The organism is Hymenobacter aerophilus DSM 13606 (assembly GCF_000382225.1).
GTDB classification, from domain to species: Bacteria; Bacteroidota; Bacteroidia; order Cytophagales; family Hymenobacteraceae; genus Hymenobacter; species Hymenobacter aerophilus.
On sequence record NZ_KB907800.1, the window covers coordinates 85,619 to 109,728 of the forward strand.

26 protein-coding genes and 2 pseudogenes are annotated in these 24,110 nt (G+C 57.7%); all 28 read right to left on the minus strand.

The window, feature by feature from the left end; translation table 11 throughout:
- Positions 1-351 (minus strand): 50S ribosomal protein L18, encoded by a 351-nt coding sequence (gene rplR / locus H145_RS0100425; protein ID WP_019946158.1) that lies wholly within the window; start codon positions 349-351, stop codon positions 1-3.
- Between the two features lie 9 nt (positions 352-360).
- Positions 361-915, minus strand: coding sequence for a 50S ribosomal protein L6 (gene rplF / locus H145_RS0100430; protein ID WP_019946159.1), 555 nt, complete (start codon positions 913-915; stop codon positions 361-363).
- A 20-nt stretch (positions 916-935) separates the two neighbouring features.
- Positions 936-1,334, minus strand: a complete 399-nt coding sequence (rpsH, locus tag H145_RS0100435) for a 30S ribosomal protein S8 (RefSeq protein ID WP_019946160.1) — start codon at positions 1,332-1,334, stop codon at positions 936-938.
- A 265-nt stretch (positions 1,335-1,599) separates the two neighbouring features.
- A complete protein-coding gene (rpsN, locus tag H145_RS0100440; RefSeq protein ID WP_019946161.1) occupies positions 1,600-1,869 on the minus strand; it encodes a 30S ribosomal protein S14 in 270 nt (89 codons plus the stop codon).
- Complete coding sequence (gene rplE, locus H145_RS0100445) at positions 1,862-2,422, minus strand: 50S ribosomal protein L5 (protein ID WP_019946162.1); 561 nt, start codon at positions 2,420-2,422, stop codon at positions 1,862-1,864. Before rplE ends, rpsN begins: the two co-directional genes overlap by 8 nt.
- Positions 2,423-2,448: 26 nt before the next feature.
- Positions 2,449-2,694, minus strand: a pseudogene (gene rplX / locus H145_RS0100450) (50S ribosomal protein L24); the annotation flags it as partial.
- A 2-nt stretch (positions 2,695-2,696) separates the two neighbouring features.
- A complete protein-coding gene (gene rplN / locus H145_RS0100455) occupies positions 2,697-3,065 on the minus strand; it encodes a 50S ribosomal protein L14 (RefSeq protein ID WP_019946164.1) in 369 nt (122 codons plus the stop codon).
- Position 3,066: 1 nt separating this feature from the next.
- A complete protein-coding gene (gene rpsQ, locus H145_RS0100460) occupies positions 3,067-3,360 on the minus strand; it encodes a 30S ribosomal protein S17 (RefSeq protein ID WP_019946165.1) in 294 nt (97 codons plus the stop codon).
- Positions 3,361-3,362: 2 nt separating this feature from the next.
- The gene (gene rpmC / locus H145_RS0100465) at positions 3,363-3,575 is read right to left on the minus strand and encodes a 50S ribosomal protein L29 (protein ID WP_019946166.1); all 213 of its coding nucleotides are present in this window, start codon (positions 3,573-3,575) and stop codon (positions 3,363-3,365) included.
- A 1-nt stretch (position 3,576) separates the two neighbouring features.
- A complete protein-coding gene (gene rplP / locus H145_RS0100470; protein WP_019946167.1) occupies positions 3,577-4,002 on the minus strand; it encodes a 50S ribosomal protein L16 in 426 nt (141 codons plus the stop codon).
- A 39-nt stretch (positions 4,003-4,041) separates the two neighbouring features.
- On the minus strand, positions 4,042-4,884 hold the full coding sequence (gene rpsC / locus H145_RS0100475) for a 30S ribosomal protein S3 (protein ID WP_019946168.1): 843 nt from the start codon (positions 4,882-4,884) through the stop codon (positions 4,042-4,044).
- Positions 4,885-5,036: 152 nt separating this feature from the next.
- Positions 5,037-5,372: pseudogene (gene rplV / locus H145_RS19320) on the minus strand (50S ribosomal protein L22); the annotation flags it as partial.
- Between the two features lie 2 nt (positions 5,373-5,374).
- Positions 5,375-5,653, minus strand: a complete 279-nt coding sequence (gene rpsS / locus H145_RS0100485; protein ID WP_019946170.1) for a 30S ribosomal protein S19 — start codon at positions 5,651-5,653, stop codon at positions 5,375-5,377.
- A 3-nt stretch (positions 5,654-5,656) separates the two neighbouring features.
- Positions 5,657-6,484: a 50S ribosomal protein L2 gene (gene rplB / locus H145_RS0100490; RefSeq protein WP_026351161.1), complete on the minus strand. Its 828-nt coding sequence runs from the start codon at positions 6,482-6,484 to the stop codon at positions 5,657-5,659.
- Between the two features lie 37 nt (positions 6,485-6,521).
- Positions 6,522-6,809 (minus strand): 50S ribosomal protein L23, encoded by a 288-nt coding sequence (gene rplW, locus H145_RS0100495; RefSeq protein ID WP_019946172.1) that lies wholly within the window; start codon positions 6,807-6,809, stop codon positions 6,522-6,524.
- Positions 6,809-7,447 carry a 50S ribosomal protein L4 gene (gene rplD, locus H145_RS0100500; protein WP_019946173.1) on the minus strand — a complete coding sequence of 213 codons (639 nt, stop codon included), beginning with the start codon at positions 7,445-7,447 and terminating at the stop codon, positions 6,809-6,811. The genes rplW and rplD overlap by 1 nt, the downstream gene beginning before the upstream one ends.
- A 9-nt stretch (positions 7,448-7,456) precedes the next feature.
- Positions 7,457-8,077, minus strand: coding sequence for a 50S ribosomal protein L3 (gene rplC / locus H145_RS0100505; RefSeq protein WP_019946174.1), 621 nt, complete (start codon positions 8,075-8,077; stop codon positions 7,457-7,459).
- A 242-nt stretch (positions 8,078-8,319) separates the two neighbouring features.
- A complete protein-coding gene (gene rpsJ / locus H145_RS0100510; protein ID WP_019946175.1) occupies positions 8,320-8,625 on the minus strand; it encodes a 30S ribosomal protein S10 in 306 nt (101 codons plus the stop codon).
- Positions 8,626-8,645: 20 nt separating this feature from the next.
- Complete coding sequence (gene fusA, locus H145_RS0100515) at positions 8,646-10,790, minus strand: elongation factor G (RefSeq protein ID WP_019946176.1); 2,145 nt, start codon at positions 10,788-10,790, stop codon at positions 8,646-8,648.
- A 100-nt stretch (positions 10,791-10,890) separates the two neighbouring features.
- Positions 10,891-11,358 carry a 30S ribosomal protein S7 gene (rpsG, locus tag H145_RS0100520; RefSeq protein ID WP_019946177.1) on the minus strand — a complete coding sequence of 156 codons (468 nt, stop codon included), beginning with the start codon at positions 11,356-11,358 and terminating at the stop codon, positions 10,891-10,893.
- A gap of 86 nt (positions 11,359-11,444) precedes the next feature.
- Positions 11,445-11,867 (minus strand): 30S ribosomal protein S12, encoded by a 423-nt coding sequence (gene rpsL, locus H145_RS0100525; RefSeq protein WP_019946178.1) that lies wholly within the window; start codon positions 11,865-11,867, stop codon positions 11,445-11,447.
- Positions 11,868-12,180: 313 nt separating this feature from the next.
- A complete protein-coding gene (locus H145_RS0100530; protein ID WP_019946179.1) occupies positions 12,181-12,528 on the minus strand; it encodes a DUF3467 domain-containing protein in 348 nt (115 codons plus the stop codon).
- A gap of 450 nt (positions 12,529-12,978) precedes the next feature.
- Positions 12,979-17,331, minus strand: a complete 4,353-nt coding sequence (rpoC, locus tag H145_RS0100535; RefSeq protein WP_019946180.1) for a DNA-directed RNA polymerase subunit beta' — start codon at positions 17,329-17,331, stop codon at positions 12,979-12,981.
- Between the two features lie 326 nt (positions 17,332-17,657).
- Complete coding sequence (rpoB, locus tag H145_RS0100540) at positions 17,658-21,524, minus strand: DNA-directed RNA polymerase subunit beta (RefSeq protein ID WP_019946181.1); 3,867 nt, start codon at positions 21,522-21,524, stop codon at positions 17,658-17,660.
- Positions 21,525-21,851: 327 nt separating this feature from the next.
- Positions 21,852-22,229 carry a 50S ribosomal protein L7/L12 gene (gene rplL / locus H145_RS0100545; protein WP_019946182.1) on the minus strand — a complete coding sequence of 126 codons (378 nt, stop codon included), beginning with the start codon at positions 22,227-22,229 and terminating at the stop codon, positions 21,852-21,854.
- 65 nt (positions 22,230-22,294) lie between these two features.
- Positions 22,295-22,849 carry a 50S ribosomal protein L10 gene (rplJ, locus tag H145_RS0100550; protein WP_019946183.1) on the minus strand — a complete coding sequence of 185 codons (555 nt, stop codon included), beginning with the start codon at positions 22,847-22,849 and terminating at the stop codon, positions 22,295-22,297.
- 19 nt (positions 22,850-22,868) lie between these two features.
- Positions 22,869-23,564: a 50S ribosomal protein L1 gene (rplA, locus tag H145_RS0100555; protein WP_019946184.1), complete on the minus strand. Its 696-nt coding sequence runs from the start codon at positions 23,562-23,564 to the stop codon at positions 22,869-22,871.
- Positions 23,565-23,582: 18 nt separating this feature from the next.
- Positions 23,583-24,026, minus strand: coding sequence for a 50S ribosomal protein L11 (rplK, locus tag H145_RS0100560; protein WP_019946185.1), 444 nt, complete (start codon positions 24,024-24,026; stop codon positions 23,583-23,585).
- Positions 24,027-24,110: the final 84 nt, after the last annotated feature.

A 24,110-nucleotide genomic window follows, 5' to 3' on the forward strand; every position in this document is an offset into this window, starting at 1 on the left:
TTAGAAATTGAGGCCGCCTTCGCGGGCTCCTTCTGCCAATGATTTTACGCGGCCGTGGTAGAGGTAACCGGAACGGTCAAATACCACTTTCGAAATTCCTTTTCCAGTAGCACGGGCGGCAAGCTCTTTGCCGACTGCGGCGGCGAGGGCGACTCCGTTGCCCCCTTCCACCAAAACGTGCTTCGAGGAAGCAGACGCCAGCGTGTGGCCGGTGGTGTCGTCAATAATCTGAGCATAAATGCCCGTATTGCTGCGGAACACCGACAAACGCGGACGCTCGGACGTGCCAGCCACCTTAGTGCGGATGATGCGCTGGATCCGTTTTCTTCTAGTTGCTTTATCGAAAGCCATGGTGCGTTATTATTTCGAAGCCGTTTTACCAGCCTTACGACGAATCTGCTCACCCACGAAACGCACGCCTTTGCCTTTGTAGGGCTCAACTTTGCGCAACGAGCGAATCTTTGCGGCTACCTGGCCCAGCAACTGCTTGTCGATGCTGGTGAGGGTAACGATGGGGTTTTTACCTTTTTCGGTGAGGGCCGTAGCCGTTACCTCAGCGGGCATCGCCAGGAAAATGTTGTGCGAGTAGCCGAGCGAAAGCTCCAGCGTGGTGCCCGATACGGCGGCCTTGTAGCCTACGCCTACCAGTTCCAGCTTCTTCTCGAGGCCGTTGCTCACGCCGTCCACGGCGTTGCTTAGCAGCGAGCGGTACAGGCCGTGCATGGCCTTGTGGCGCTTCTGCTCCGTGGGGCGGGTTACCACCAACTGGCCGTCCTCAGTAGCCACGTTGATGTCGCGGTCTACGGGAACCACCAAAGTGCCCTTGGGGCCCTTCACGGTTACGTTGTTGTCGTTGCTCACTTCAATCTGCACGTTGTCGGGCAGGCTGATGGGCAGTTTACCAATGCGTGACATAGTTTCTGTTTCCTTTCAGATTAGTAAACGTAGCACAGCACTTCGCCGCCCACGTTCTCGTTCTTCGCCTCTTTCTCCGTCATCACGCCCTTCGACGTGGAGAGAATGGCGATACCGAGGCCGTTGAGCACACGGGGCATGTTGCCGATGTGCGCGTACTGGCGCAGACCGGGCGTGCTCACGCGCTGCAGTTTCGTAATAGCCGGCACCTTCGTGGTGGGGTTGTACTTGAGGGCGATTTTAATCGTACCCTGCACGGCGGCGTCATCGAAGCGGTAGCTCTGAATGTAGCCCTTCTTGTAGAGCACTTTCGTAATCTCCTTCTTGATGTTGCTGGCCGGAATCTCCACCACCCGGTGATTTGCCTTGATGGCATTGCGTACCCGGGTCAGGTAGTCGGCAATTGGATCTGTGTTCATTCGATTGTAAAAATGAAGCGCCCTTTTTTAGGGAGCCGCAAAGATAGGAAAATTTCACCGGCCCCCGAAAGGAGCCAGCGAAATTTTCGGTTAAGACTACTCGGCTCGGCTTCTGACGGCTCGGCCAATGGTTTCTTTCGGCAACCTGCCAAATTTTAATTCAGTATCGAGTAGTTGGCAGTGAGTGGTGAGATGATGTTCAACAAATCCTTGTCGGACAACCGAACATCATCTCACTACTCACTACCAACTATTCAACACTAACTTACCAGCTCGACTTGGTTACGCCGGGAATTTTGCCGGCGAGAGCCATTTCGCGGAAGCGTACGCGGCTGATGCCGAACTTACGCATGTAACCGCGGGGACGGCCGTCGATTTTGTCGCGGTTGTGCAGGCGCACGGGCGACGCATTGCGCGGCAGTTTGTCCAGGCCTTCGTAGTCGCCGGCCGCTTTCAGGGCCTTGCGCTTCTCGGCGTAACGGGCTACGGTAGCGACGCGCTTCCGTTCCCGTGCTTTCATGCTTTCCTTAGCCATTGTTTTCTTTCTTAGCGTTGGCGAATGGCATTCCGAAGGCCTTAAGCAGTTCGTAGCTCTGCTCGTCGTTTTCGGCCGTCGTAACGAAGGTGATATCCATACCGGCAATCGACTTGATCTTGTCAATCGAAATCTCCGGGAAGATGATCTGCTCTTTCACGCCCAGGGTGTAGTTACCCCGGCCGTCGAAGCCCTTGTCGTTGATGCCTTTGAAGTCGCGTACCCGGGGCAGGGCCACGGTCAGCAGACGGTCGAGGAATTCGTACATCTGCTCACCGCGCAGCGTTACGCGGGCGCCAATCGGCATACCCTCGCGCAGCTTGAAGTTCGAAACCGAACGCTTGGCGATGGTCGGAACAGCTTTCTGGCCGGTGATGATGGTCAGCTCATCCACGCCGTTATCCACCAGCTTCTTGTCGGCAACTGCCGCGCCAATGCCGCGGTTGATGCAGATTTTGGTGATGCGCGGTACCTGCATAATGCTCTTGAACTGGAATTTCTCCTGGAGCGCGGGTACTACCTCTTTGTTGTATTTTTCTTTGAAACGAGCCATGTCGGGAGCGGTTAGGCGTTAGCCGAGTCCACACGCTTCACGTTGCTCACGTGAATCGGGGCCTCGATCTTGGTGATGCCGCCCTGGGGGTTCTTCGCACTAGGTTTGTTGTGCTTGGTTGCCAGGTTCAGGCCTTCCACGATCACACGCTGGGTCGAACGGTTAACCGACTTGATGGTGCCGGTTTTGCCTTTCTCGTCGCCGGCAATCACCAGTACGGTGTCACCGGTTTTCACGTGCAGTTTCGCGGGCGCTGCTTTTTTAGTTGCCATGATTAGAGAACTTCAGGAGCCAGCGAAACAATCTTCATGAACTGGCGCTCACGCAGCTCGCGGGCTACGGGGCCGAAGATGCGCGTACCACGCGGCTCGTCGTTGTTGTTGAGCAACACGGCGGCGTTGTCGTCGAAACGAATGTAAGAGCCATCCTTGCGGCGTACCTCTTTCTTCGTGCGAACCACAACGGCCTTGGAAACCGTGCCTTTTTTAGCGTTGCCGGAGCCGATGGCCGACTTGATGGACACGACAATCTTGTCGCCCACGCTGGCGTATTTCTTGCCCGTGCCACCGAGGACACGAATGCAGAGAACTTCTTTGGCGCCGCTGTTATCAGCGACGGTCAGACGGGATTCTTGCTGTATCATCTTACTTGGCGCGTTCTAGAATTTCAACCAGTCTCCACCGCTTCTTTTTGCTAAGCGGACGAGTACCCATAATGCGTACCGTATCACCTTCGCCGCATTCGTTGTTCTCGTCGTGGGCCATGAACTTGGTCGACTTGGTAACGAACTTGCCGTAGATGGGGTGCTTCATCTTGCTCTCTACCATCACCGTGATGGACTTGTCCATCTTGGAGGAGGTAACACGGCCGATGATTTCTTTGCGCAGGTTCCGCTCAGTGGTAGCGGCAGTGCCCTGCTGTTCTTCGTTGTTTGCCATCGTTAGTTAGCAGTGTTTGTAGCCTGCTCGTTCTCGCGACGCTTCAACTCGGTCAGCAGACGGGCGACGTTTTTGCGGGCTTGCTTCAGACGGAGCGGGTTTTCCAGCGGCGAGATGGCGTGCGCGAAGCGCATGGTCTGGCCCGAGGTCTGCTCGGTCTTCAATTGATTTTTGAGGTCCTCCAGCGAGAGGTTGCGGATATCGGCGTTTTTCATCTTACTTGTTTTCTACGTAGTCACGACGAACAACAAACGACGTCCGCACCGGCAGCTTCTGGGCCGCGAGGCGCAGCGACTCCTGGGCTACTTCCAGCGACACCCCGTCCGATTCGAACATGATGGTGCCGGGCTTCACGCAGGCCACCCAATACTCGGGCGAACCTTTACCCTTACCCATCCGCACTTCAGCGGGCTTCTTGGTAATGGGCTTGTCGGGGAAAATGCGAATCCATACCTGACCTTCGCGCTTCATGGCGCGGGTCATGGCGATACGGGCAGCCTCAATCTGGCGAGCCGTAATCCACGCTTGTTCCAGCGACTTGATAGCGAACGAACCGAAGTCGATGGAGCTGCCGCGATGGGCTAAGCCATGTATGCGACCCTTTTGCATCTTGCGATACTTGGTCCTTTTCGGTTGTAACATGAGTTATACTGTCTTAAAATTCGAGAGAAAGGGAGAGGACTAGCGACGCGGTGCGCCACCGCCCCGGTTGGCACCGCCGGCACCGCCTGGGCCACCCGGCCCCCGACGCTGACCGCCACGGCTGTCGCCACCACGGCTGTCACCACCCCGGTCATTCCGGTCGCGGCGCGGGCCACGCTCGCCACGGGGGCCACGGTCGTTGCGGCTGTCGCCACCCTGACCACCCGCGGGCTGCTGGTTGGGCGAGAGGTCGGGCTTGCCGAACACCTCACCGCGCATGATCCACACCTTGATGCCGATCTTGCCATATACCGTCTGAGCTTCCGACAGGGCGTAGTCGATGTCGGCGCGCAGCGTGTGCAGCGGCGTCCGGCCCTCCTTGTACTGCTCGGAGCGGGCGATTTCAGCCCCACCCAAACGGCCACCGCACTGGATCTTGATGCCTTCGGCACCAACACGCATAGCGGCCTGGATCGACATCTTCATGGCGCGACGGAACGAGATCCGGGCAGCCAGCTGCTGGGCGATGCTCTCGCCAACCAGCTTGGCGTCCAGCTCGGGGCGCTTAATCTCGAAAATGTTGATCTGAACGTCTTTGCCGGTAATCTGCTTCAGCTCGTCCTTGATCTTGTCCACCTCGGCACCGCCTTTACCAATCACCACGCCCGGACGGGCCGTGTTGATGGTAATGGTCACGCGCTTCAGCGTGCGCTCAATCACGATGCGGCTGATGCCACCCTTCGGGATACGAGCGTTGATATATTTGCGGATTTTCTCGTCTTCAACCAGCTTGTCGGCAAAGTCCTTGCCGCCGTACCAGTTCGAGTCCCATCCTTTAATGACGCCCAGACGGAAGCCAACCGGATTTACTTTCTGTCCCATAGTGCTTATGCGGTGGCTTCTGCCTTGGTTTCAGTTGATTTCTTGGTGCCACGACGAGCAGCCTTCTTAGGGGCAGCATCGGCCGAAGCCTCGGGGCTCATCGTTTCGGCGGCCTGCTTAGCGGCGGCTTTGCTGCCGAGCGGCTCCACTTTCGTGTCGATGATGAGCGTTACATGGTTGCTCCGCTTACGGATGCGGTGGCCACGGCCCTGGGGGGCGGGGCGCAGACGCTTCAGCATGCGGCCTTCATCCACGAAAATCTCCTTGATGTAGAGATTAGCATCCTCGATGCGCTCGTCCTCGTTCTTCTGCTGCCAGTTGGCCAGGGCCGACAGGAGCAGTTTCTCGATTTTAGGAGCACCCGAGTTGGCCTCAAATTTCAGCAGGCCGAGGGCCCGGGTCACTTTCTGACCGCGGACCAGGTTGGCCACCAGGCGCATCTTGCGCGGCGAGGTGGGCACGTTCCGGAGTTTAGCTACTGCTTCCATAATTAGCGCTTGCCTTTATCTTTCTTGGCGACGTGGCCGCGGAAGTTACGGGTCGGGGCAAACTCACCGAGCTTGTGCCCTACCATGTTCTCCGTGACATACACCGGGATGAACTTATTGCCGTTGTGCACGGCGAACGTGTGGCCTACGAAGTCAGGCGAAATCATCGAGCGGCGCGACCAGGTCTTCACCACCGACTTTTTGCCGGATTCTTCCATTGCCGTTACTTTCTTCTCGAGCCGGAAGTCAATGTACGGCCCTTTTTTCAGTGAACGTGCCATTGCTTATTTCTTGCCTTTACGGTTGACGATGAGCTGCTCGGAATACTTGTTCTTGTTACGGGTCTTCTGGCCTTTCGAGAAGATACCGTTACGGCTGCGTGGGTGACCACCCGACGACTTGCCTTCGCCACCACCCATTGGGTGATCGACGGGGTTCATGGCAACACCACGAACGCGTGGGCGACGGCCCATCCAGCGGTTACGGCCGGCTTTGCCCAGACGAACGCTCATGTGGTCGCCGTTGGATACCGTGCCGACCGTGGCCATGCAGGTAACGAGGACCATCCGCATTTCGCCGGAAGGCAGTTTCAGGGTGGCGTAGCGGTCTTCGCGGGCGACGAGCTGGGCGTAGGTGCCGGCCGAACGGGCCATGGCAGCGCCGGCGCCCGGCTGCAGCTCGATGTTGTGTACAATCGTACCCAACGGAATTTCGCGCAGGGGCAGGGCATTACCTACCTCGGGGGCCACACCCGAACCCGAAACGATTACACTGTCGACGGCCAAACCGGCCGGAGCAATGATGTAGCGCTTCTCACCGTCGGCGTAGTGCAGCAGGGCAATACGGGCGGTGCGGTTGGGGTCGTACTCAATCGTCTTCACCGTGGCGGGCACCGAAGCCTTGTCACGCTTGAAGTCGATGATACGGTAACGGGCTTTGTGTCCGCCGCCCATGTAGCGGTTCGACATTTTGCCCGAGTTGTTACGGCCACCGGAGTTTTTAATTGGTGCCAACAGCGACTTCTCCGGCGTCGACGCAGTAAGCTCGTCGAAGGCCGGGGCGATGCGGAAGCGCTGACCCGGTGATGTTGGTCTTAGTTTTTTGAGTGCCATTACTCTTGCTTAAACTTTTGGCGGGAGATATACTGGCTTACAGGCCGCTGTAGAAGTCGATGATGTCGCCTTCTTTCACGGTAACCACGGCCTTTTTGCCGTGGGGGCGACGGCCCGAGATGGAGCCGCCTTTGGTGAACTTAGACTTCACCTTGCCAATCGTGCGCATGGTGCTGATGCTGGTGATGGTCACTCCGTAGAGCTGCTCAATCTCCTTTTTGATCTGCACCTTGTTGGCGTCGATGGCTACGTCAAAGGAATACTGGCCTTTGTCGTTGAGGCTGGTCGCCTTCTCCGTTACGATGGGTTTTTTCAGAATGCTCATTACTCAGCGCTGGTATAGAGTTGTTCCAAGGCCGTCAGACCATCCTCCGACAGCAGCAGCGTATCGGTGTTCAGCAGGTCGTGGGTGTTGAGGGCTACCGGAGTGGCCACGCTCACGCGCTGAATATTGCGGGCCGACAGGACCACGTTCTTTTCAACCGCGCCCGTTACGAGCAGGGTCTTTTTGCCGTTGTTCAGCTTCAGGCCGGCCAAGATGGCGGCGAAGTCCTTGGTCTTCACGGCCGACATGGTAATGTTTTCCACTACCGATACCTTGCCGTCCTGAGCCAGCGACGAGAGGGCCGACAGGCGGGCCAGACGCTTGGTTTTCTTGTTGAGCTTGAAGCCGTAGTCGCGGGGCTGCGGGCCGAACATGCGGCCACCGCCTACGAATACGCCCGACTTCATGGAGCCGGCGCGGGCACCGCCGGTGCCTTTCTGCTTCTTCAGCTTCTTGGTAGTGCCGTGCACTTCGTTGCGCTGCTTCGACTTGTGCGTGCCCTGGCGCTGGTTGGCCAAGTACTGCTTCACGTCGAGGTACATCACGTGCTCGTTCGGCTCGAGGCCGAAGATGGCGTCGGACAGCGTAACCTTACGGCCGGTGTCTTCGCCTTTGCTATTGATTACTGACAGTTCCATCTTACTAGGTTATTTTTCCAGGACCACGAAAGAGTTCTTGGCACCGGGAATCGAGCCGCTCACCACGATGAGGTTTTTGTCGGCTACAATGCGCATAACCTTCAGGTTCTGCACTTTCACCCGGTCATTGCCCATGCGACCACCCATGCGCATTCCTTTGAATACGCGCGAAGGCCACGAGCAGGCACCGATGGAGCCGGGGTGACGCGCCCGGTTGTGCTGGCCGTGCGTCTGGCCGCCCACACCGGCGAAGTTGTAGCGCTTTACAACGCCCTGGAAACCCTTACCCTTCGACGTACCTACTACGTCAACGAATTCGCCCTCCTCGAACAACGAGGTGTTGATTTCGCTGCCAGCGGCAAAGTTGGCGGCGTCGTCGGTGCGGAACTCAACGAGTTTTTTCTTGGGAGTGGTTCCGGCTTTAGCGAAATGACCGGCCAGTGGCTTGGTCGTGTTCTTCGCTTTCTTCTCGCCGTAACCGAGTTGGATGGCCAAATAGCCGTCCGTTTCGATGGTCTTAACCTGCGTCACTACGCACGGACCCGCTTCGATGAGCGTGCAGGGAATGTTCTTCCCGTCCGGAGTGAAGAGGCTTGTCATACCGATTTTTTTACCGATGATGCCAGGCATTCAATTGGGGTTTTAAAAAAGACACACTCGAAAACGCCCGCGTGGCATTTTCGCAAATGGAGTGCAAAGCTAGGGATTTGTAGCCGGAATATCTAAGGTGGCCCCGAAATATTTTCAGAGTTAGATAGTTAGGGCTCTGAAAGCCGCCTGTCATCCCCTACCCCGCTCAACGCAAAAACGCCCCACCGGCTCCGAAGAACCAGTGGGGCGTTTGGGTTAGCTAGCTAACGGAAATCCGGTCCTCAGACTTTGATTTCAACGTCAACACCGCTGGGCAGCTCCAGCTTCATCAGGGCATCTACAGTCTTCGACGAAGTCGAGTAGATGTCGACGAGGCGCTTGTAGGTGCAGAGCTGGAATTGCTCCCGGCTCTTCTTGTTCACGTGGGGCGAACGGAGCACGGTGAATTTTTCCTTTTTCGTGGGCAGGGGAATCGGACCGCTTACGATAGCGCCCGTAGCCTTCACCGCCGTCACAATCTTCTCCGACGATTTGTCCACCAAGTTGTGGTCGTAGGATTTGAGCTTGATGCGAATTTTCTGATTCATGTCGATTAGTGAAAAGCGGGTTAGCGGATAGCGTTGCCCTTCTGCTTGGCGATGATACCTTCGGCGAGGTTGTTCGGCACCTGGTCGTAGTGCGAGAACGTGAGCGAAGCCGAAGCCCGACCCGACGTAATCGTCCGCAGCGACGTTACGTAACCAAACAGCTCTGACAGCGGAACGTCGGCCTTGATGATGTTCGCACCAGCCTTCGTGTCCATGCCCTTCATGATACCACGACGACGGTTGAGGTCGCCGGTTACTGAGCCGGTGTACTCGTCGGGCGAAGCTACTTCTACAGCCATAATTGGCTCGAGCAGCTTCGGACCAGCCTGGCGGCCGGCTTCGCGGAAACCACCACGGGCGGCGAGTTCGAACGACAGGGCGTCCGAGTCAACGTCGTGGAAGGAACCGAAGAACAGACGCACTTTCATGCCCTCGATGGGGAAGCCGGCCAGCGGGCCGTTCTTCATCGCCTCTTCGAAGCCTTTCTGGATTGGCGCGATGAATTCGCGGGGGATTACGCCACCCGTGATATCGTTCACGAACTCCAGACCGGGTTTCTCCGGATCGGTTTCTTTCGGACCCAGCTCAAACACGATGTCGCCGAACTTACCGCGGCCACCGGTCTGCTTCTTGTAGGTCTCGCGGTGCTCAACGGTTTTGGTGAGTACCTCTTTGTAGGCCACCTGAGGAGCACCCTGGTTGATTTCTACCTTGAACTCCCGACGCAGACGGTCGATGATGATTTCGAGGTGCAATTCGCCCATGCCCTTAAGTACGGTCTGGCCCGTCTCGGGGTCGGTCTGTACCACCAGGGTGGGGTCTTCTTCCACAAGCTTGGCAATGGCCATGCCCATCTTGTCCACGTCGGCTTGCGTCTTGGGCTCGATAGCGTAACCAATAACCGGCTCAGGGAACGACATCGACTCGAGCACGATGCGCGACTTCTCGTCGGTCAGCGTGTCACCGGTTTTGATGTCCTTGAAACCCACGCCGGCCGCAATGTCGCCGGCCTGAATCTTGTCGATAGGGTTCTGCTTGTTGGAGTGCATCTGCATGAGGCGCGAGATACGCTCCTTCTTGTTCGTGCGGTTGTTGTGCACGTACGAACCGGCATCGAGCACGCCGCTGTAGCAGCGGAAGAAGCACAAGCGGCCCACGAAGGGGTCGGTAGCAATTTTGAAGGCCAGGGCCGTGAAAGGCTCCGAGTTGTCGGGGTGACGCTCGATTTCCTCGCCGGTATCAGGGTTGGTACCGATGATAGCAGGCATGTCGAGGGGCGACGGCAGGTAGGCCATTACGCCGTCCAACATCGTCTGTACACCCTTGTTTTTGAAGGCCGAGCCGCACATTACGGGCGAGAACTTCATGTCGATAACAGCCTGGCGGATAACGACCATCATTTCCTCGCGGGTGATGGAGTCCGGGTCGTCGAAGAACTTCTCGAGCAGGGCGTCGTCGTATTCGGCTACGCTCTCCACGAGCTTCTGGCGCCACTCAGCTACCGTGTCAACGAGGTCCTCAGGAACGGGGATTTCGCTGTACGATTTGCCTTGGGTCGAATCGTCCCACACAATGGCTTTGCCCGTGAGCAGGTCAACTACTCCTTTGAAGGTTTCTTCGGCACCAATCGGAATCTGGAGCGGCACGGGGTTAGCCCCCAGCTTCTCCTTGATTTCGTTTACGGCCTTGAAGAAGTCGGCACCGGCGCGGTCCATCTTGTTGACGAAGCAGATGCGGGGCACCTTGTACTTGTCAGCCTGACGCCATACGGTTTCCGACTGGGGCTCTACACCCGATACGGCGCAGAACAGCGCCACGGCGCCGTCGAGCACGCGCAAGGAGCGCTCCACCTCCACCGTGAAGTCCACGTGGCCGGGGGTGTCAATCAGGTTGATTTTGTACTGCTTGGTATCGTCTACCGGGTCGCCGTTGGCGTCGGTAGGGTAATTCCAGAACGTAGTAGTAGCAGCCGAGGTAATGGTGATACCCCGCTCCTGCTCCTGCTCCATCCAGTCCATCGTGGCGCCACCTTCGTGAACCTCCCCGAGTTTGTGGGTCTTGCCGGTATAGTAGAGAATACGCTCCGACGTGGTGGTTTTACCAGCATCGATGTGCGCCATAATCCCGATATTCCGGAGGTATTGCAGCTCTTTATTTACAGCCATTGGGTCGATAAGTGAATGAGTGAATCAGTGAATGTGCGCGGGGCGTGAATAGTTCAGTTCCTGAACCGGCGCGCCAGCCCACATTCGCTCATTCGTCGGCTTAGAAACGGAAGTGCGAGAAAGCCTTGTTGGCTTCGGCCATCCGGTGGGTGTCGTCCTTCTTCTTGACGGCGGCACCTTCACCCTTCGCGGCGGCAATGATTTCGCCGGCCAGCTTGTCCTTCATGGTTTTCTCACCACGACGACGGGCGTACTGAATCAGCCACTTCGAACCGACGGCAATGCGGCGGTCGGGGCGAACTTCGATGGGAACCTGGAAGGTAGCACCACCTACGCGGCGGCTCTTCACTTCTACGGTTGGCATCACGTTGTTGAGGGCTTTGCGCCACATCTCCACGCCGCTTTCCTTGGTGCGGGCTTCTACCAGCTCGCAGGCATCGTAGAAAATGGTGTAGGCCAGGTTTTTCTTGCCGTCATACATCATGTAGTTGACGAACCGGGTTACCAGCGTCTCCTTGTACTTGGGGTCGGGCAGGAGGATGCGCTTCTTTGGTTTTGACTTTCTCATGAGAGTAGAAATGGGTTGCTGTAGCGGGAAAGTGGGATAAGAACCATGTGCTATCCAGCACTTCGCACTACCTCACCCGGCTTCAATTACTTTTTCTTCTTGGCGGGAGCACCTTTACCGGCCGCGGCTGCCTGACCGGGCTTGGGGCGCTTGGCACCGTACTTCGAGCGGCGCTGGGTCCGGCCGTTAACGCCGGCCGTATCGAGGGCACCGCGAATGATGTGGTAACGCACGCCGGGCAGGTCTTTCACCCGACCACCGCGAATCAGCACGATGCTGTGCTCCTGCAGGTTGTGGCCTTCGCCAGGGATGTAGGCGTTTACTTCTTTGCCGTTGGTGAGGCGCACGCGGGCAACCTTACGCATCGCCGAGTTCGGCTTCTTAGGCGTGGTGGTGTACACCCGGGTGCAGACGCCACGGCGCTGCGGGCACGAATCGAGGGCCGGCGACTTCGACTTAGTCGTCAGTTTCTCGCGGCCTTTTCGTACTAACTGGTTGATAGTAGGCATTTACGGAAATGGTTTGTCCAGGGAGGGTTCTCTCCCAAAAATTAGGCTTGCAAAGGTAGAAAGGTTGCGCGGCAATAGCAAACGAGTTGAGATAGTTTGTTTTAGGAAGCCAGGATGAGTGCTACCCGAACGTCATGCAGAGCGGAGCGAAGCATCTCGCGTCCTGACGTTGTAGTGAGTCCGGCAACATCAGCACGCGAGATGCTTCGCTCCGCTCTGCATGACGTTCTATTACTGCCCGCCACCAAACACAACAGCAGCTTCTACCGCTACAGTAGAAGCTGCTGTTTTTGCTTTCGGTTCAATCCGAGGCCTACGCCTCCCCCATCGTACCGCCAAAGCCCATTGGGTACGCCGGCGTTTCCTGCTGGGCCTTGATGGAGCCGTTGGCCTGCTCGAACCGCTCGATGTTCTCCGCCAGCGCCGCCTGCAACCGCTTGGCGTGCTCGGGCGTGAGGATGATGCGCGACTTCACTTTGGCCTTGGGCACCCCTGGCATCAGCCGAATAAAGTCAATCACAAATTCGCTGCTGCTATGTGCAATCATGGCTAGGTTGGCGTACTCGCCCTCGGCCATCTCCTCCGATAACTCAATGTTGATGGCGTTCGGGTCCTGCGGCTGGGCCGCGTCGGGGTTCTGGGGTTCGGTAGGTTGGTTCATTGGTGTGAATTGGCTCAGAAATGTTAGAAACTCTTCTTTTACAGATAACAGTAACAAGGCACTTCGTTCTCACATTCTCTAATTGCGAAGCCACGAGAACACTCTGTACAGTACAAATATTAACCCCATCAGCAGTGGTGAGATGAAGACAAAGAATGATAGGTTGTCATTTCCACCCCAAAATGGCATAGAAACGACAGCCAAAATCCAAGTAAGTATTAGCCCGACAGTCCGGGAAAACAAGTTTTTTCTTAATGCCAGAAATAGGGCGAAGGCACATGCAGCAAAGAACACAAAAGTCAATACTGACTCTATAAAGCTGAAGCTAGCCGCATCAAATAGGAACAAGGCGTTAGTAATGATTCATTCGCGTCATGTAGCCAAAGCTAACAAAGAAAACCCCAGCCGAATCGCTCCGGCTGGGGTTTCTCATTTACTCACTTCCGCAAATTACTCTGCCGAAACTTCGCGCTTGGCGCGCGAGGGACGCTTGGCAGGCGCAGCAGCCTCTTCAGCTTTGGCGGCCTGAGCGGCTTCCATCTCTTCCTTCGAGCCCACAATCTGGCGGGTGTACTCGCGCAGACCGGTACCGGCCGGGATGAGGTGGCCCACAATCACGTTCTCTTTGAGGCCCAGCAGCTCGTCGGCCTTGCCACGGATGGCGGCTTCCGAGAGCACCTTGGTCGTCTCCTGGAAGGAAGCGGCCGAGATGAACGACTGGGTGCCCAACGAGGCCTGGGTGATACCCTGGAGCGTCGGACGGGAAACGGATGGCTGAGCGTCGCGCACTTCCACCAGCTGCAGGTCGCGGCGGCGCAGGCTGCTGTTCTCGTCGCGCAGGCGGCGAGCCGTCACAATCTGACCGGGCTTGAGGTTGGTCGAGTCGCCGGCGTTGGTCACCACCTTCATGTCGATGATGGTGTCGTTCTCCTCCATGAAGATAATCTTGTCGATTACCTGATGTTCGAGGAACGATGTGTCGCCGGCGTCGAGAATCACAACTTTCTGCATCATCTGGCGGACGACCACCTCGATGTGCTTATCGTTGATTTTCACACCCTGCAAGCGGTACACTTCCTGAATCTCGTTCACGAGGTACTCCTGCACCGCGCCCGGACCCTGAATGCTCAGAATGTCGGACGGCGTAATGGCGCCATCGGAGAGCGGCGCACCGGCCCGGATGAAGTCGTTGTCCTGCACCAGAATGTGCTTGGACAGCGGCACCATGTACTTCTTCTTCACCCCGTCTTTCGACTCGACGAAGATTTCGCGGTTACCACGCTTCACCGTACCGTAGGTTACCACGCCGTCGATTTCGGCCACTACGGCCGGGTTCGACGGGTTGCGGGCCTCGAACAGCTCGGTTACGCGGGGCAGACCACCCGTAATGTCGCGGGTTTTGCCCACGGCGCGCGGAATCTTCGCCAGAATCTGACCGGCCTTGATTTTCTGGCCGTTCTCCACGTTCAGGTGCGAGCCCACCGGGATGCTGTAGCCCTTCTGCCCCTCCTCGTCGCCCTTTTTGCCGGGGCGCACGATGATGGCGGGGTTCTGGTCCTTGGCCGACTTCGACTCGATAATCACCTTCTCGCGGTGGCCCGTCTGCTCATCCGACTCCTCGCGGTAGGTGATGCCTTCCGTGATGGCGTCGTAAACAATGGTACCGTCGAACTCGGCCAGAATAACGGCGTTGTAGGGGTCCCAGTTGTTGAGTTCCTGGCCCTTCTCGACCTCCTGGCCCTCTTTCACGAGCAGGAACGAGCCGTAAGGCACGTGGTTCGAGATGAACACTTTGCCGGTGCCTTTCTCCACGATGCGGATTTCGCCCGAGCGACCCATTACCACGTTCACGGCCTCGCCATCGGCGCTGGCCGTTTCCACGGTCCGGATATCCTCGAACTCAATCACGCCCGCAAATTTGGCGCGGATGCTGGCTTCCACCGCAATGTTGGAAGCCGTACCACCTACGTGGAAGGTACGCAGCGTGAGCTGAGTGCCGGGCTCGCCAATCGACTGAGCGGCAATTACACCAACCGCCTCACCGCGCTGGACCATGCGGCCCGACGACAGGTTGCGGCCGTAGCACTTGGCGCAGATACCGCGCTTGCTCTCGCAGGTCAGTACCGAACGGATTTCCACCGACTCGATGCTCGTGGCATCGATGCGGCGGGTGATTTCCTCGGTGATTTCGTCGCCGGCCGTCAGGATAACTTCGTCGGTGAGCGGGTCCACGATGTCGTGCACCGCCACGCGGCCCAGGATGCGCTCGGCCAGCGGCTCCACGATGTCCTCGTTATCCTTCAGCGCGAAGGTTTCGATACCGCGCAGCGTGCCGCAATCGGGCTCGTTCACGATAACGTCCTGTGAAACGTCTACCAGACGACGGGTCAGGTAGCCGGCGTCGGCCGTTTTCAGGGCCGTGTCGGCGAGGCCTTTCCGGGCGCCGTGGGTCGAGATGAAGTACTCAATTACGTCCAGGCCTTCTTTGAAGTTGGACAGAATCGGGTTCTCAATAATCTCGCCTACCGAGCCTTGGAGCGACTTCTGCGGCTTCGCCATCAGACCCCGCATACCACCGAGCTGACGAATCTGCTCGCGCGAGCCCCGGGCACCGGAGTGCATCATCATGTAAATCGAGTTGAAGCCCTGGTTCTCCTTTTCGAGGCGACCCATGAGGGTTTCAGTGATTTGGTTGTTGATGCGCGTCCAGATGTCAATAACCTGGTTGTAACGCTCGTTGTCGGTAATCAGACCCATCTGGTAGTTCTGGGTTACCGCGGCTACGTCGGCCTGGGCCTGCTTCACCAGCTCATCCTTCTCCTTCGGAATCTGGATATCACCGAGGCCCATCGACAGACCGCCTTTGTACGCCGACTGGAAGCCCAGCGTCTTGATGTCGTCGAGGAATTGCGCGGTGCGGGCCATGCCCGTGCGCTTGAACACCAGCGAGATAATCTGCTGGAGCTTCTTCTTGGTCAGCAGCTCGTCCACGAAACCTACTTCGCGGGGCACGAGCTGGTTGAAGAGCACGCGGCCGGCTACGGTTTCGATGATTTTCGTCACGAGGTTATCGTCCTCGTCGCGAATCTCGGTGCGCACCTTGATGTAGGCGTGCTTCGAGAGCTGGCCTTCGTTGATGGCAATCACCACCTCTTCGTCCGAGTAGAACACGCGGCCTTCGCCTTGGATGCTTTCGTCGTCGGTGCTGCGCTTGCCTTTGGTTACGTAGTACAAACCCAGAACCATGTCCTGCGACGGTACCGCGATGGGCGCGCCGTTGGCGGGGTTCAGGATGTTGTGCGAGGCCAGCATGAGCATGGAGGCTTCTAGAATAGCGGCCGGGCCCAGGGGCACATGTACCGCCATCTGGTCACCGTCAAAGTCAGCGTTGAAGGCCGTACAAACGAGCGGGTGCAGCTGGATAGCCTTGCCCTCGATGAGGCGCGGCTGGAATGCCTGGATACCCAGACGGTGAAGCGTTGGAGCCCGGTTGAGCAGCACGGGATGGCCTTTCAGCACGTTCTCCAGGATATCCCAGACAACGGCGTCCTTGCGGTCCACAATTTTCTTGGCCGACTTCACCGTTTTCACAATGCCGCGCTCGATGAGCTTGCGGATAATGAACGGCTTGAATAGCTCAGCCGCCATATTCTTGGGCAGGCCGCACTCGTGCAGCTTCAGCTCGGGACCAACCACGATAACCGAACGGCCGGAGTAGTCGACACGCTTACCGAGCAGGTTCTGACGGAAGCGGCCCTGCTTGCCTTTCAGCATATCGGACAGCGACTTCAGGGCGCGGTTGCCTTCGGCGCGCACGGCATTTACCTTGCGCGAGTTGTCGAAGAGCGAATCTACGGCTTCCTGCAGCATGCGCTTCTCGTTCCGCAGAATCACCTCCGGGGCCTTGATTTCAATCAGGCGCTTGAGGCGGTTGTTGCGGATGATAACGCGACGGTACAGGTCGTTCAGGTCGGAAGTGGCGAAACGGCCACCATCAAGCGGAACGAGCGGGCGCAGCTCCGGCGGAATTACGGGCACCATGCGGATAACCATCCACTCGGGCTTGTTCTCCACGCGGGTAGCGGCATCACGGAAGGCTTCCACCACGCGCAGACGCTTGAGGGCCTCGGCTTTACGCTGCTGCGAAGTTTCGGTAGCCGCAGAGTCGCGCAGCGAGTAGCTCAGCTCATCGAGGTTGATGCGCTCGAGCAGCATTTGCAGCGCCTCAGCCCCCATGCGGGCGATGAACTTATTGGGGTCATCGTTCGGCAGCATCTGGTTCTCGCGGGGGAGCTTGTCGATGATGTCGAGGTATTCGTCTTCGGTCAGGAAGTCGAGCTGCTGCACGCCTTCCTCAGCCAGCGTACCCGGCTGCACCACGGCGTAGCGCTCGTAGTAGATAATCTGGTCGAGCTTCTTGGTGGGCAGGCCCAGCAGGTAGCCGATTTTATTGGGCAGCGACTTGAAGTACCAGATGTGCGCAACGGGCACCACCAGTTCGATGTGGCCCATTCGCTCCCGGCGAACTTTCTTCTCAGTCACCTCCACGCCGCAACGGTCGCAGATGATGCCCTTGTAACGGATGCGCTTGTATTTACCGCAGTGGCACTCCCAGTCCTTTACGGGACCGAAAATCCGCTCGCAGAACAAGCCGCCCATCTCGGGCTTGTACGTCCGGTAGTTGATGGTTTCGGGCTTAATCACCTCACCGTTCGACCGCTCCAGAATGGATTCGGGCGAGGCCAGCGAGATGGTGACTTTCGAGAAGTCCTGCACCAGTTTCTTGTTTTTTGCAAACGCCATGTAGGGAAGCTGTTAGCTGTTGGCTGTTTATCTGTCAGGGAAAATCCGCGCCGCTTAAGCGAGGCGGAAATACCATAACAGCTCGACTCTGCTAAAAGTGCTCTGCCGGTCGGATAGGTACGCCGGGCAGTAGGTTTCGGCAGGTCTGATGGGTAACCACTCCGGCTTTGGCAAACCGAAGCTCAATGCGGCCCGTCCCGCCGGGCTTCAAGTGTCGTACTGACCATATCTCGGTACGACGCCGGTGGCGGGGTTGGGCCACTGCTTATAGAACCGAAGCGGGAGCTACCACCGGCGAACCGGCCGTAGCTCCCTTTTTCGAATACTTAGTCAAGCGTAATCTCCAATGCCAGACCACGCAGCTCGTGGATGAGCACGTTGAACGACTCGGGGATGTTGGGCTTGGGCAGCACGTCGCCTTTTACAATGGCTTCGTACGCCTTGGCCCGGCCCACCACGTCGTCCGACTTCACCGTCAGGATTTCCTGGAGCACGTTGGACGCGCCGAAGGCCTCCAGGGCCCACACTTCCATCTCACCGAAGCGCTGACCACCGAACTGGGCCTTACCACCCAGCGGCTGCTGGGTAATGAGCGAGTACGGGCCGATGGAACGGGCGTGCATCTTGTCATCCACCAGGTGACCCAGCTTCAGCATGTAGATAACACCCACCGTTACCGGCTGGTCGAAACGCTGGCCGGTGAGGCCGTCGTGCAGATACGCGCGGCCGAAGGTCGGCAGACCGGCTTCCGTCAGCTCTGCTGATACTTCGGCTTCGGTAGCGCCGTCGAAAATCGGGGTGGCGTAGGTGCGGCCCAGCTTGAGGCCGGCCCAGCCGAGTACGGTTTCGTAAATCTGACCGATGTTCATCCGGCTTGGTACGCCGAGCGGGTTGAGCACGATGTCCATGGGGGTGCCGTCGGGCAGGAAGGGCATGTCCTCGTCGCGCACGATGCGGGCTACGACACCTTTGTTACCGTGGCGGCCGGCCATCTTGTCACCCACCTTCAGCTTGCGCTTCTTGGCGATGTACACTTTAGCCAGCTGCACGATGCCGGCGGGCAACTCGTCGCCAACTTCCAGCGTGAACCGCTCGCGCTTGAAGCGGGCCGTTACCACGTTGCGGCGCTTGGCGTAGTTCTTCACCAGCTCGCCCACCATGGCATTTACGCGGGCATCAGCTGTCCAGCCGTCGAGCACCAGGTCCTTGAACAGGTTAGCCTCTTCGGGCACGGCGTAGTTGCTCTCGTCGCGGTAGGGGTTCTTGTCGGGGAACAGGTTTTCGGCCACGTTCTTCTTGCCGAACTTCACGCCCTTCGACATGATTTCCTCGCCGAACTTGTGCTTGATGCCTTGCGACGTCTTGCCTTCGAGCAGCGCGGTCATCTTCTCAATCATGATGGCGCGGATGCCCCGCAGGTCGCGCGAATACGCTTCCTTCAGCTCCTCCACTTCCTTTTTCGACTTGGCCCGCAGGTTTTTGTCTTTCTTAGGACGCGAGAAGAGCTTGGTGCCGATAACGACGCCGTTCAGCGACGGTGGCGCTTTCAAGGAAGCATCCTTCACGTCGCCGGCCTTGTCGCCGAAAATGGCGCGGAGCAGCTTCTCCTCCGGGGTCGGGTCGGTTTCGCCCTTGGGCGTAATCTTACCGATGAGGATGTCGCCTTCCTTCACCTCGGCGCCCAGGCGGATTACGCCGTTGTCGTCGAGGTTGCGTACGGCTTCTTCGCTCACGTTCGGAATCTCCGAGGTCAGCTCCTCTTCGCCGCGCTTGGTTTCGCGCACTTCCAGCTCGAACTCCTCAATGTGAATCGAGGTGAAGATGTCGTCGCGCACTACTTTCTCCGAGATGACGATGGCGTCCTCGAAGTTGTAGCCCTGCCACGGCATGAACGCTACCTGCATGTTGCGGCCCAGGGCCAGCTCGCCCTTGTTGGTGCCGTAGCCTTCGCACAGCACCTGGCCGCGCGTTACCCGCTCGCCCTTCTTCACGAGGGGCGTCAGGTTGATGCAGGTGTCCTGGTTGGTGCGGCGGAACTTGATGAGGTCGTAGGAAATCTTCTCGGCGTCGAAGCTTACCAGGATTTCGTCCTCGCTCAGGTCGTACTTCACCACGATGCGGTTTGCATCCACGTAGTCAATCACGCCGTCGCCCTCGGCTACCACCAGGGTGCGCGAGTCGGTGGCCACGCGGCCTTCGAGGCCGGTGCCTACGATGGGGGCTTCGGCTTTCAAGAGCGGCACGGCCTGGCGCTGCATGTTCGAGCCCATCAGGGCGCGGTTGGCGTCGTCGTGCTCCAGGAACGGAATCAGCGAAGCAGCCACCGACACAATCTGGTTCGGGGCTACGTCCATGTAGCTGTACTCGTCGGGGCCTACCACGGGGAAGTCACCCTCGAAACGGCCTTTTACGAGGTCGTTCAGGAAGTTGCCTTCATCATCAATCGGGGCGTTGGCCTGGGCGATGTGGTGGGTGTCTTCTTCCTCCGCGGTCAGGTACTTCACGTTCTCCGTCATGTCCACCTGGCCGTTGATGGCCGTGCGGTATGGCGTTTCGATGAAGCCCATCGAGTTCACGCGGGCGTGCACGCACAGCGACGAAATCAGACCAATATTGGGTCCTTCCGGCGTTTCGATGGTGCAGAGACGGCCGTAGTGCGTGTAGTGCACGTCGCGTACTTCGAAACCGGCCCGCTCGCGGCTCAGACCTCCGGGCCCGAGTGCCGATACGCGACGCTTGTGCGTCACCTCGGCCAGCGGGTTGGTCTGGTCCATGAACTGGGAAAGCTGGTTGGTGCCGAAGAACGAGTTGATAACGCTCGACAAAGTGCGGGCGTTGATCAGGTCGACAGGCTTGAAGTCCTCGTTGTCGCGCACGTTCATGCGCTCCTTGATGGTGCGGGCCATGCGGGCCAGACCCACGCCGAACTGGGCGTAGAGCTGCTCGCCCACCGTGCGCACGCGGCGGTTGCTCAAGTGGTCAATGTCATCGACAATGGCCTTCGAGTTGATCAGACCGATCAGGTACTTCACGATGAGCACGATGTCCTCGTTGGTCAGCACGCGGGCGTCCCAGTTGGTCTCAATGCCCAGCTTCTTGTTGATGCGGTAGCGGCCTACGTCGCCGAGGTCGTAGCGCTTGTCCGAGAAGAACAACTTCTGGATGATGTCGCGGGCAGTTTCCTCGTCGGGTGCTTCGGTGTTCCGCAACTGACGGTAAATCTGCTCCACGGCTTCCTTCTCCGAGTTAGAGTTGTCCTTCTGAAGCGTGTTGTAGATGATGGCGTAGTCCGCAATGTTCACGTTCTCGCGGTGCAGAATCACCGACTTGGCACCCGCATTCAGGATGATGTCGATGTCCTCCTCCGAGATTTCGGAATCGCGCTCCATCAGCACCTCGTTGCGGTCGATGGAAACTACTTCGCCGGTGTCCTCGTCCACGAAGTCCTCGGTCCAGGTGCGCAGCACCCGGGCCGCCAGCTTGCGGCCGACAGCTTTCTTGAGGTTCTTCTTGTCGGCCTTCACCTCTTCCGACAACCCGAACAGGTCGAGAATGTCTTTGTCGGTGCCGTAGCCGATGGCGCGCAGCAGCGTGGTAACCGGGAATTTCTTCTTCCGGTCGATGTAGGCGTACATCACGTTGTTCACGTCCGTGGCAAACTCAATCCACGAGCCCTTGAACGGGATGATACGGGCCGAATACAGCTTGGTGCCGTTGGTGTGCTTGCTCTGGGCAAAGAACACGCCCGGCGAGCGATGCAGCTGCGACACGATAACGCGCTCGGCGCCGTTAATAACGAACGAGCCCTTTTCGGTCATGTACGGGATGTTGCCCAGGAACACTTCCTGCTCAATCGTCTCGAAATCCTCGTTGTCCGAATCGTTGCACACCAGCCGGAGCTTGGCCTTCAGCGGTACGGAATACGTCAGGCCCCGGTCGATGCACTCGTCCACCGAGTACTTGGGCGGGTCGACGTGGTAATCGAGGAAGGTCAGCACGAAGTTTTCGCGCGAGTCCGAAATCGGGAAGTTCTCGGCGAATACTTTGAAAAGGCCTTCATCGGTCCGGTTCTCAGCAGCCGTTTCCAACTGGAAGAAATCCATGAACGAGCGCACCTGCACGTCGAGGAAATCCGGGTACTCAATAACCTTTTTAATCTTGGCGAAGTTGATCCGCTCGTCAGCGGCCTGCAATTTTTGCAGCCCTGTCGGCGCTTGGGGCGCTTTCGGTTCTTTCGATGTAGCCAATGTATGTGGGGTTAGGAAATGGAGACTGGGAGAATCCAAGCCAGGCGGAGAACAAGGTTGGCCGCTTGGCGAAATAATGGGGTAATCAGCGGACACGCCGAAGCGCAAAGCACTACTAGTAGCAGTTTGCGCTGGACCGTCCGTAGCCGCGAAAAGCCGCAAAGCGGCGCGTAAACGAACTTCCGACTACTTTGTTGCCTACAAACAGGAAAAGACCTGGCTTAGTTGCCAGGCCTCTCCTAATTTGTTGGGTGTTAGAGCAGGCAGCAGAGATTACTTAATCTCTACTTCAGCGCCAGCCTCTTCCAGTTGCTTCTTCAGGCCTTCAGCCTCGTCTTTGGCAACACCTTCCTTAACGGCCTTTGGAGCACCGTCAACGAGTTCTTTGGCTTCCTTCAGGCCGAGGCCGGTCAGGTCCTTCACCAGCTTCACAACAGCCAGCTTCTGGCCACCGGCAGCTTTCAGGATTACGTCGAACGAGGTCTTCTCCTCAGGAGCGTCAGCAGCAGCGCCACCGCCGCCAGCCATCATCATCGGAGCAGCAGCAGCGGGCTCAATGCCGTACTCGTCCTTCAGGATGCCAGCCAGTTCGTTTACTTCTTTTACCGTCAGGCTAACGAGCTGCTCGGCGAATGCTTTCAAATCTGCCATTTCTGTAGATTGTTAAAAAGGGGGGTTGTTGAAGAAAATTTATGTTTGAAAAAGACGAGCAGTGGTTAGCCTGCAACCTCTTCTTTTTCGGAAAGCGTTTTGAGGATGCCAGCCAGCTTGCTGCCGCCGCTCGACAGAGCAGAGATAACATTTTTGGCGGGCGACTGGAGCAGACCGATGATTTCACCGATGAGTTCCGTCTTGCCTTTCAGCGTAGCCAGCGTGCCGAGCTGCTCGTGGCCGAGGTAGATGCTGGCGTCCACGTAGGCACCCTTCAGGGCGGGGCGAACAACGGCAGTTTTGCTGTAGTTCTGGGCCTTGTGGAAGTCCTGCATCAGCTTGGCGGGAGCATTGCCGCTCTCTTTCGAGAACAGGATGCCCGACTGGCCTACCAGCGCTGCGTCCATCTCCGAAGTATCCACATCGAGGGTATCGAGGGCCTTGCGGATGAACGTGTTCTTGTACACCTTGAACTCCAGGCCGCGGTTGAAGCAGAGCCGACGGAATTCGTTGATTTTCGCCACCGACATTCCCGACGCATCGGCAATGTAGAACGCGTTGTGCGATTGGAACTTCTCGCTCAACTCGTCGACGAGGGCTTGTTTATCTTCCCGGATCATATCGCGTGTTGATTAAAGATTAAGCGGAAGTTACCGACGTGTCGACTGGTACGCCGGGCGACATCGTGCTCGAGAGCGTAATGCTCTTGATGTAAGTGCCTTTGGCCGACGAAGGCTTCAGGCGCTGGAGGGTCTGGATAACCTCGATGGCGTTTTCAGCCAGCTTCTGGTCATCAAACGACACCTTGCCTACCGAGCAGTGGATGATACCGGTTTTATCAACTTTGAAGTCGATTTTACCAGCCTTCACCTCCTGCACTGCCTTGGCTACATCGGTCGTTACCGTGCCCGACTTGGGGTTCGGCATCAGGCCACGGGGGCCCAATACGCGGCCCAGACGGCCCACTTTGGCCATTACGGCCGGCATGGTGATGATAACGTCGATGTCAGTCCAGCCTTTCTCGATTTTCGAGATGTAGTCGTCAAGACCCACGTAGTCGGCACCAGCTGCAGTAGCTTCGGCTTCTTTGTCGGGCGTAACGAGGGCCAGCACACGAACGGTTTTGCCCGTGCCGTGGGGCAGCGTAGCAACGCCACGTACCATCTGGTCGGCTTTGCGGGGGTCAACACCCAACCGAACGTCGATATCCACGGAGGCATCGAATTTCGTGTAGGTGATGTCCTTCACAACCTTCGCTGCTTCTACCAGCGTCCGGATTTCGGTCAGGTCGTGCTTGGCCAGGGCTTCCTGGCGCTTCTTGCTGATTTTTGCCATGTCTTCTCCGTCGTTTAATTAAGCTGCGAAAGGAGAAGCACCCGACACGGTGATACCCATGCTACGCGCCGTACCGGCAACCTGCTTCATGGCCGACTCCACCTCAAAGGCGTTCAGGTCGGGCATTTTGGTTTCGGCAATAGTGCGCACCTGGTCCCACGTAATCGACCCTACCTTGTTCCGGTTAGGCTCTTTCGAACCGCTCTGGAGCTTGGCGGCGTCCTTTAGCAGAACGGGCACCGGGGGGGTCTTCACCACGAAGTCGAACGACTTGTCGGTGTACATGGTGATGAGAACAGGACAAACTTGGCCGGCCTTATCTTGGGTGCGCGCATTGAACTGCTTGCAGAACTCCATGATGTTAAGGCCTTTGCTACCAAGTGCAGGTCCAACCGGCGGTGCGGGGTTCGCGGCGCCTCCCTTTATCTGAAGCTTCAGATAACCTCTAATTTCCTTGGCCATTTGGTTTGTAAGGCTTCGGATGCCGCGACGTAACTCGCAGTATCCTCAGTTTTCTAATTGCTCCGAAGTGGAAGCACCACCGGT

Coding starts and splice junctions, on each gene's coding strand:
- rplR (WP_019946158.1), bottom strand. CDS start 351: ATGGCTTTCGATAAAGCAACTAGAAGAAAACGGATCCAGCGCATCATC.
- rplF (WP_019946159.1), bottom strand. CDS start 915: ATGTCACGCATTGGTAAACTGCCCATCAGCCTGCCCGACAACGTGCAG.
- rpsH (WP_019946160.1), bottom strand. CDS start 1,334: ATGAACACAGATCCAATTGCCGACTACCTGACCCGGGTACGCAATGCC.
- rpsN (WP_019946161.1), bottom strand. CDS start 1,869: ATGGCTAAGGAAAGCATGAAAGCACGGGAACGGAAGCGCGTCGCTACC.
- rplE (WP_019946162.1), bottom strand. CDS start 2,422: ATGGCTCGTTTCAAAGAAAAATACAACAAAGAGGTAGTACCCGCGCTC.
- rplN (WP_019946164.1), bottom strand. CDS start 3,065: ATGATACAGCAAGAATCCCGTCTGACCGTCGCTGATAACAGCGGCGCC.
- rpsQ (WP_019946165.1), bottom strand. CDS start 3,360: ATGGCAAACAACGAAGAACAGCAGGGCACTGCCGCTACCACTGAGCGG.
- rpmC (WP_019946166.1), bottom strand. CDS start 3,575: ATGAAAAACGCCGATATCCGCAACCTCTCGCTGGAGGACCTCAAAAAT.
- rplP (WP_019946167.1), bottom strand. CDS start 4,002: ATGTTACAACCGAAAAGGACCAAGTATCGCAAGATGCAAAAGGGTCGC.
- rpsC (WP_019946168.1), bottom strand. CDS start 4,884: ATGGGACAGAAAGTAAATCCGGTTGGCTTCCGTCTGGGCGTCATTAAA.
- rpsS (WP_019946170.1), bottom strand. CDS start 5,653: ATGGCACGTTCACTGAAAAAAGGGCCGTACATTGACTTCCGGCTCGAG.
- rplB (WP_026351161.1), bottom strand. CDS start 6,484: ATGGCACTCAAAAAACTAAGACCAACATCACCGGGTCAGCGCTTCCGC.
- rplW (WP_019946172.1), bottom strand. CDS start 6,809: ATGAGCATTCTGAAAAAACCCATCGTAACGGAGAAGGCGACCAGCCTC.
- rplD (WP_019946173.1), bottom strand. CDS start 7,447: ATGGAACTGTCAGTAATCAATAGCAAAGGCGAAGACACCGGCCGTAAG.
- rplC (WP_019946174.1), bottom strand. CDS start 8,077: ATGCCTGGCATCATCGGTAAAAAAATCGGTATGACAAGCCTCTTCACT.
- rpsJ (WP_019946175.1), bottom strand. CDS start 8,625: ATGAATCAGAAAATTCGCATCAAGCTCAAATCCTACGACCACAACTTG.
- fusA (WP_019946176.1), bottom strand. CDS start 10,790: ATGGCTGTAAATAAAGAGCTGCAATACCTCCGGAATATCGGGATTATG.
- rpsG (WP_019946177.1), bottom strand. CDS start 11,358: ATGAGAAAGTCAAAACCAAAGAAGCGCATCCTCCTGCCCGACCCCAAG.
- rpsL (WP_019946178.1), bottom strand. CDS start 11,867: ATGCCTACTATCAACCAGTTAGTACGAAAAGGCCGCGAGAAACTGACG.
- H145_RS0100530 (WP_019946179.1), bottom strand. CDS start 12,528: ATGAACCAACCTACCGAACCCCAGAACCCCGACGCGGCCCAGCCGCAG.
- rpoC (WP_019946180.1), bottom strand. CDS start 17,331: ATGGCGTTTGCAAAAAACAAGAAACTGGTGCAGGACTTCTCGAAAGTC.
- rplL (WP_019946182.1), bottom strand. CDS start 22,229: ATGGCAGATTTGAAAGCATTCGCCGAGCAGCTCGTTAGCCTGACGGTA.
- rplJ (WP_019946183.1), bottom strand. CDS start 22,849: ATGATCCGGGAAGATAAACAAGCCCTCGTCGACGAGTTGAGCGAGAAG.
- rplA (WP_019946184.1), bottom strand. CDS start 23,564: ATGGCAAAAATCAGCAAGAAGCGCCAGGAAGCCCTGGCCAAGCACGAC.
- rplK (WP_019946185.1), bottom strand. CDS start 24,026: ATGGCCAAGGAAATTAGAGGTTATCTGAAGCTTCAGATAAAGGGAGGC.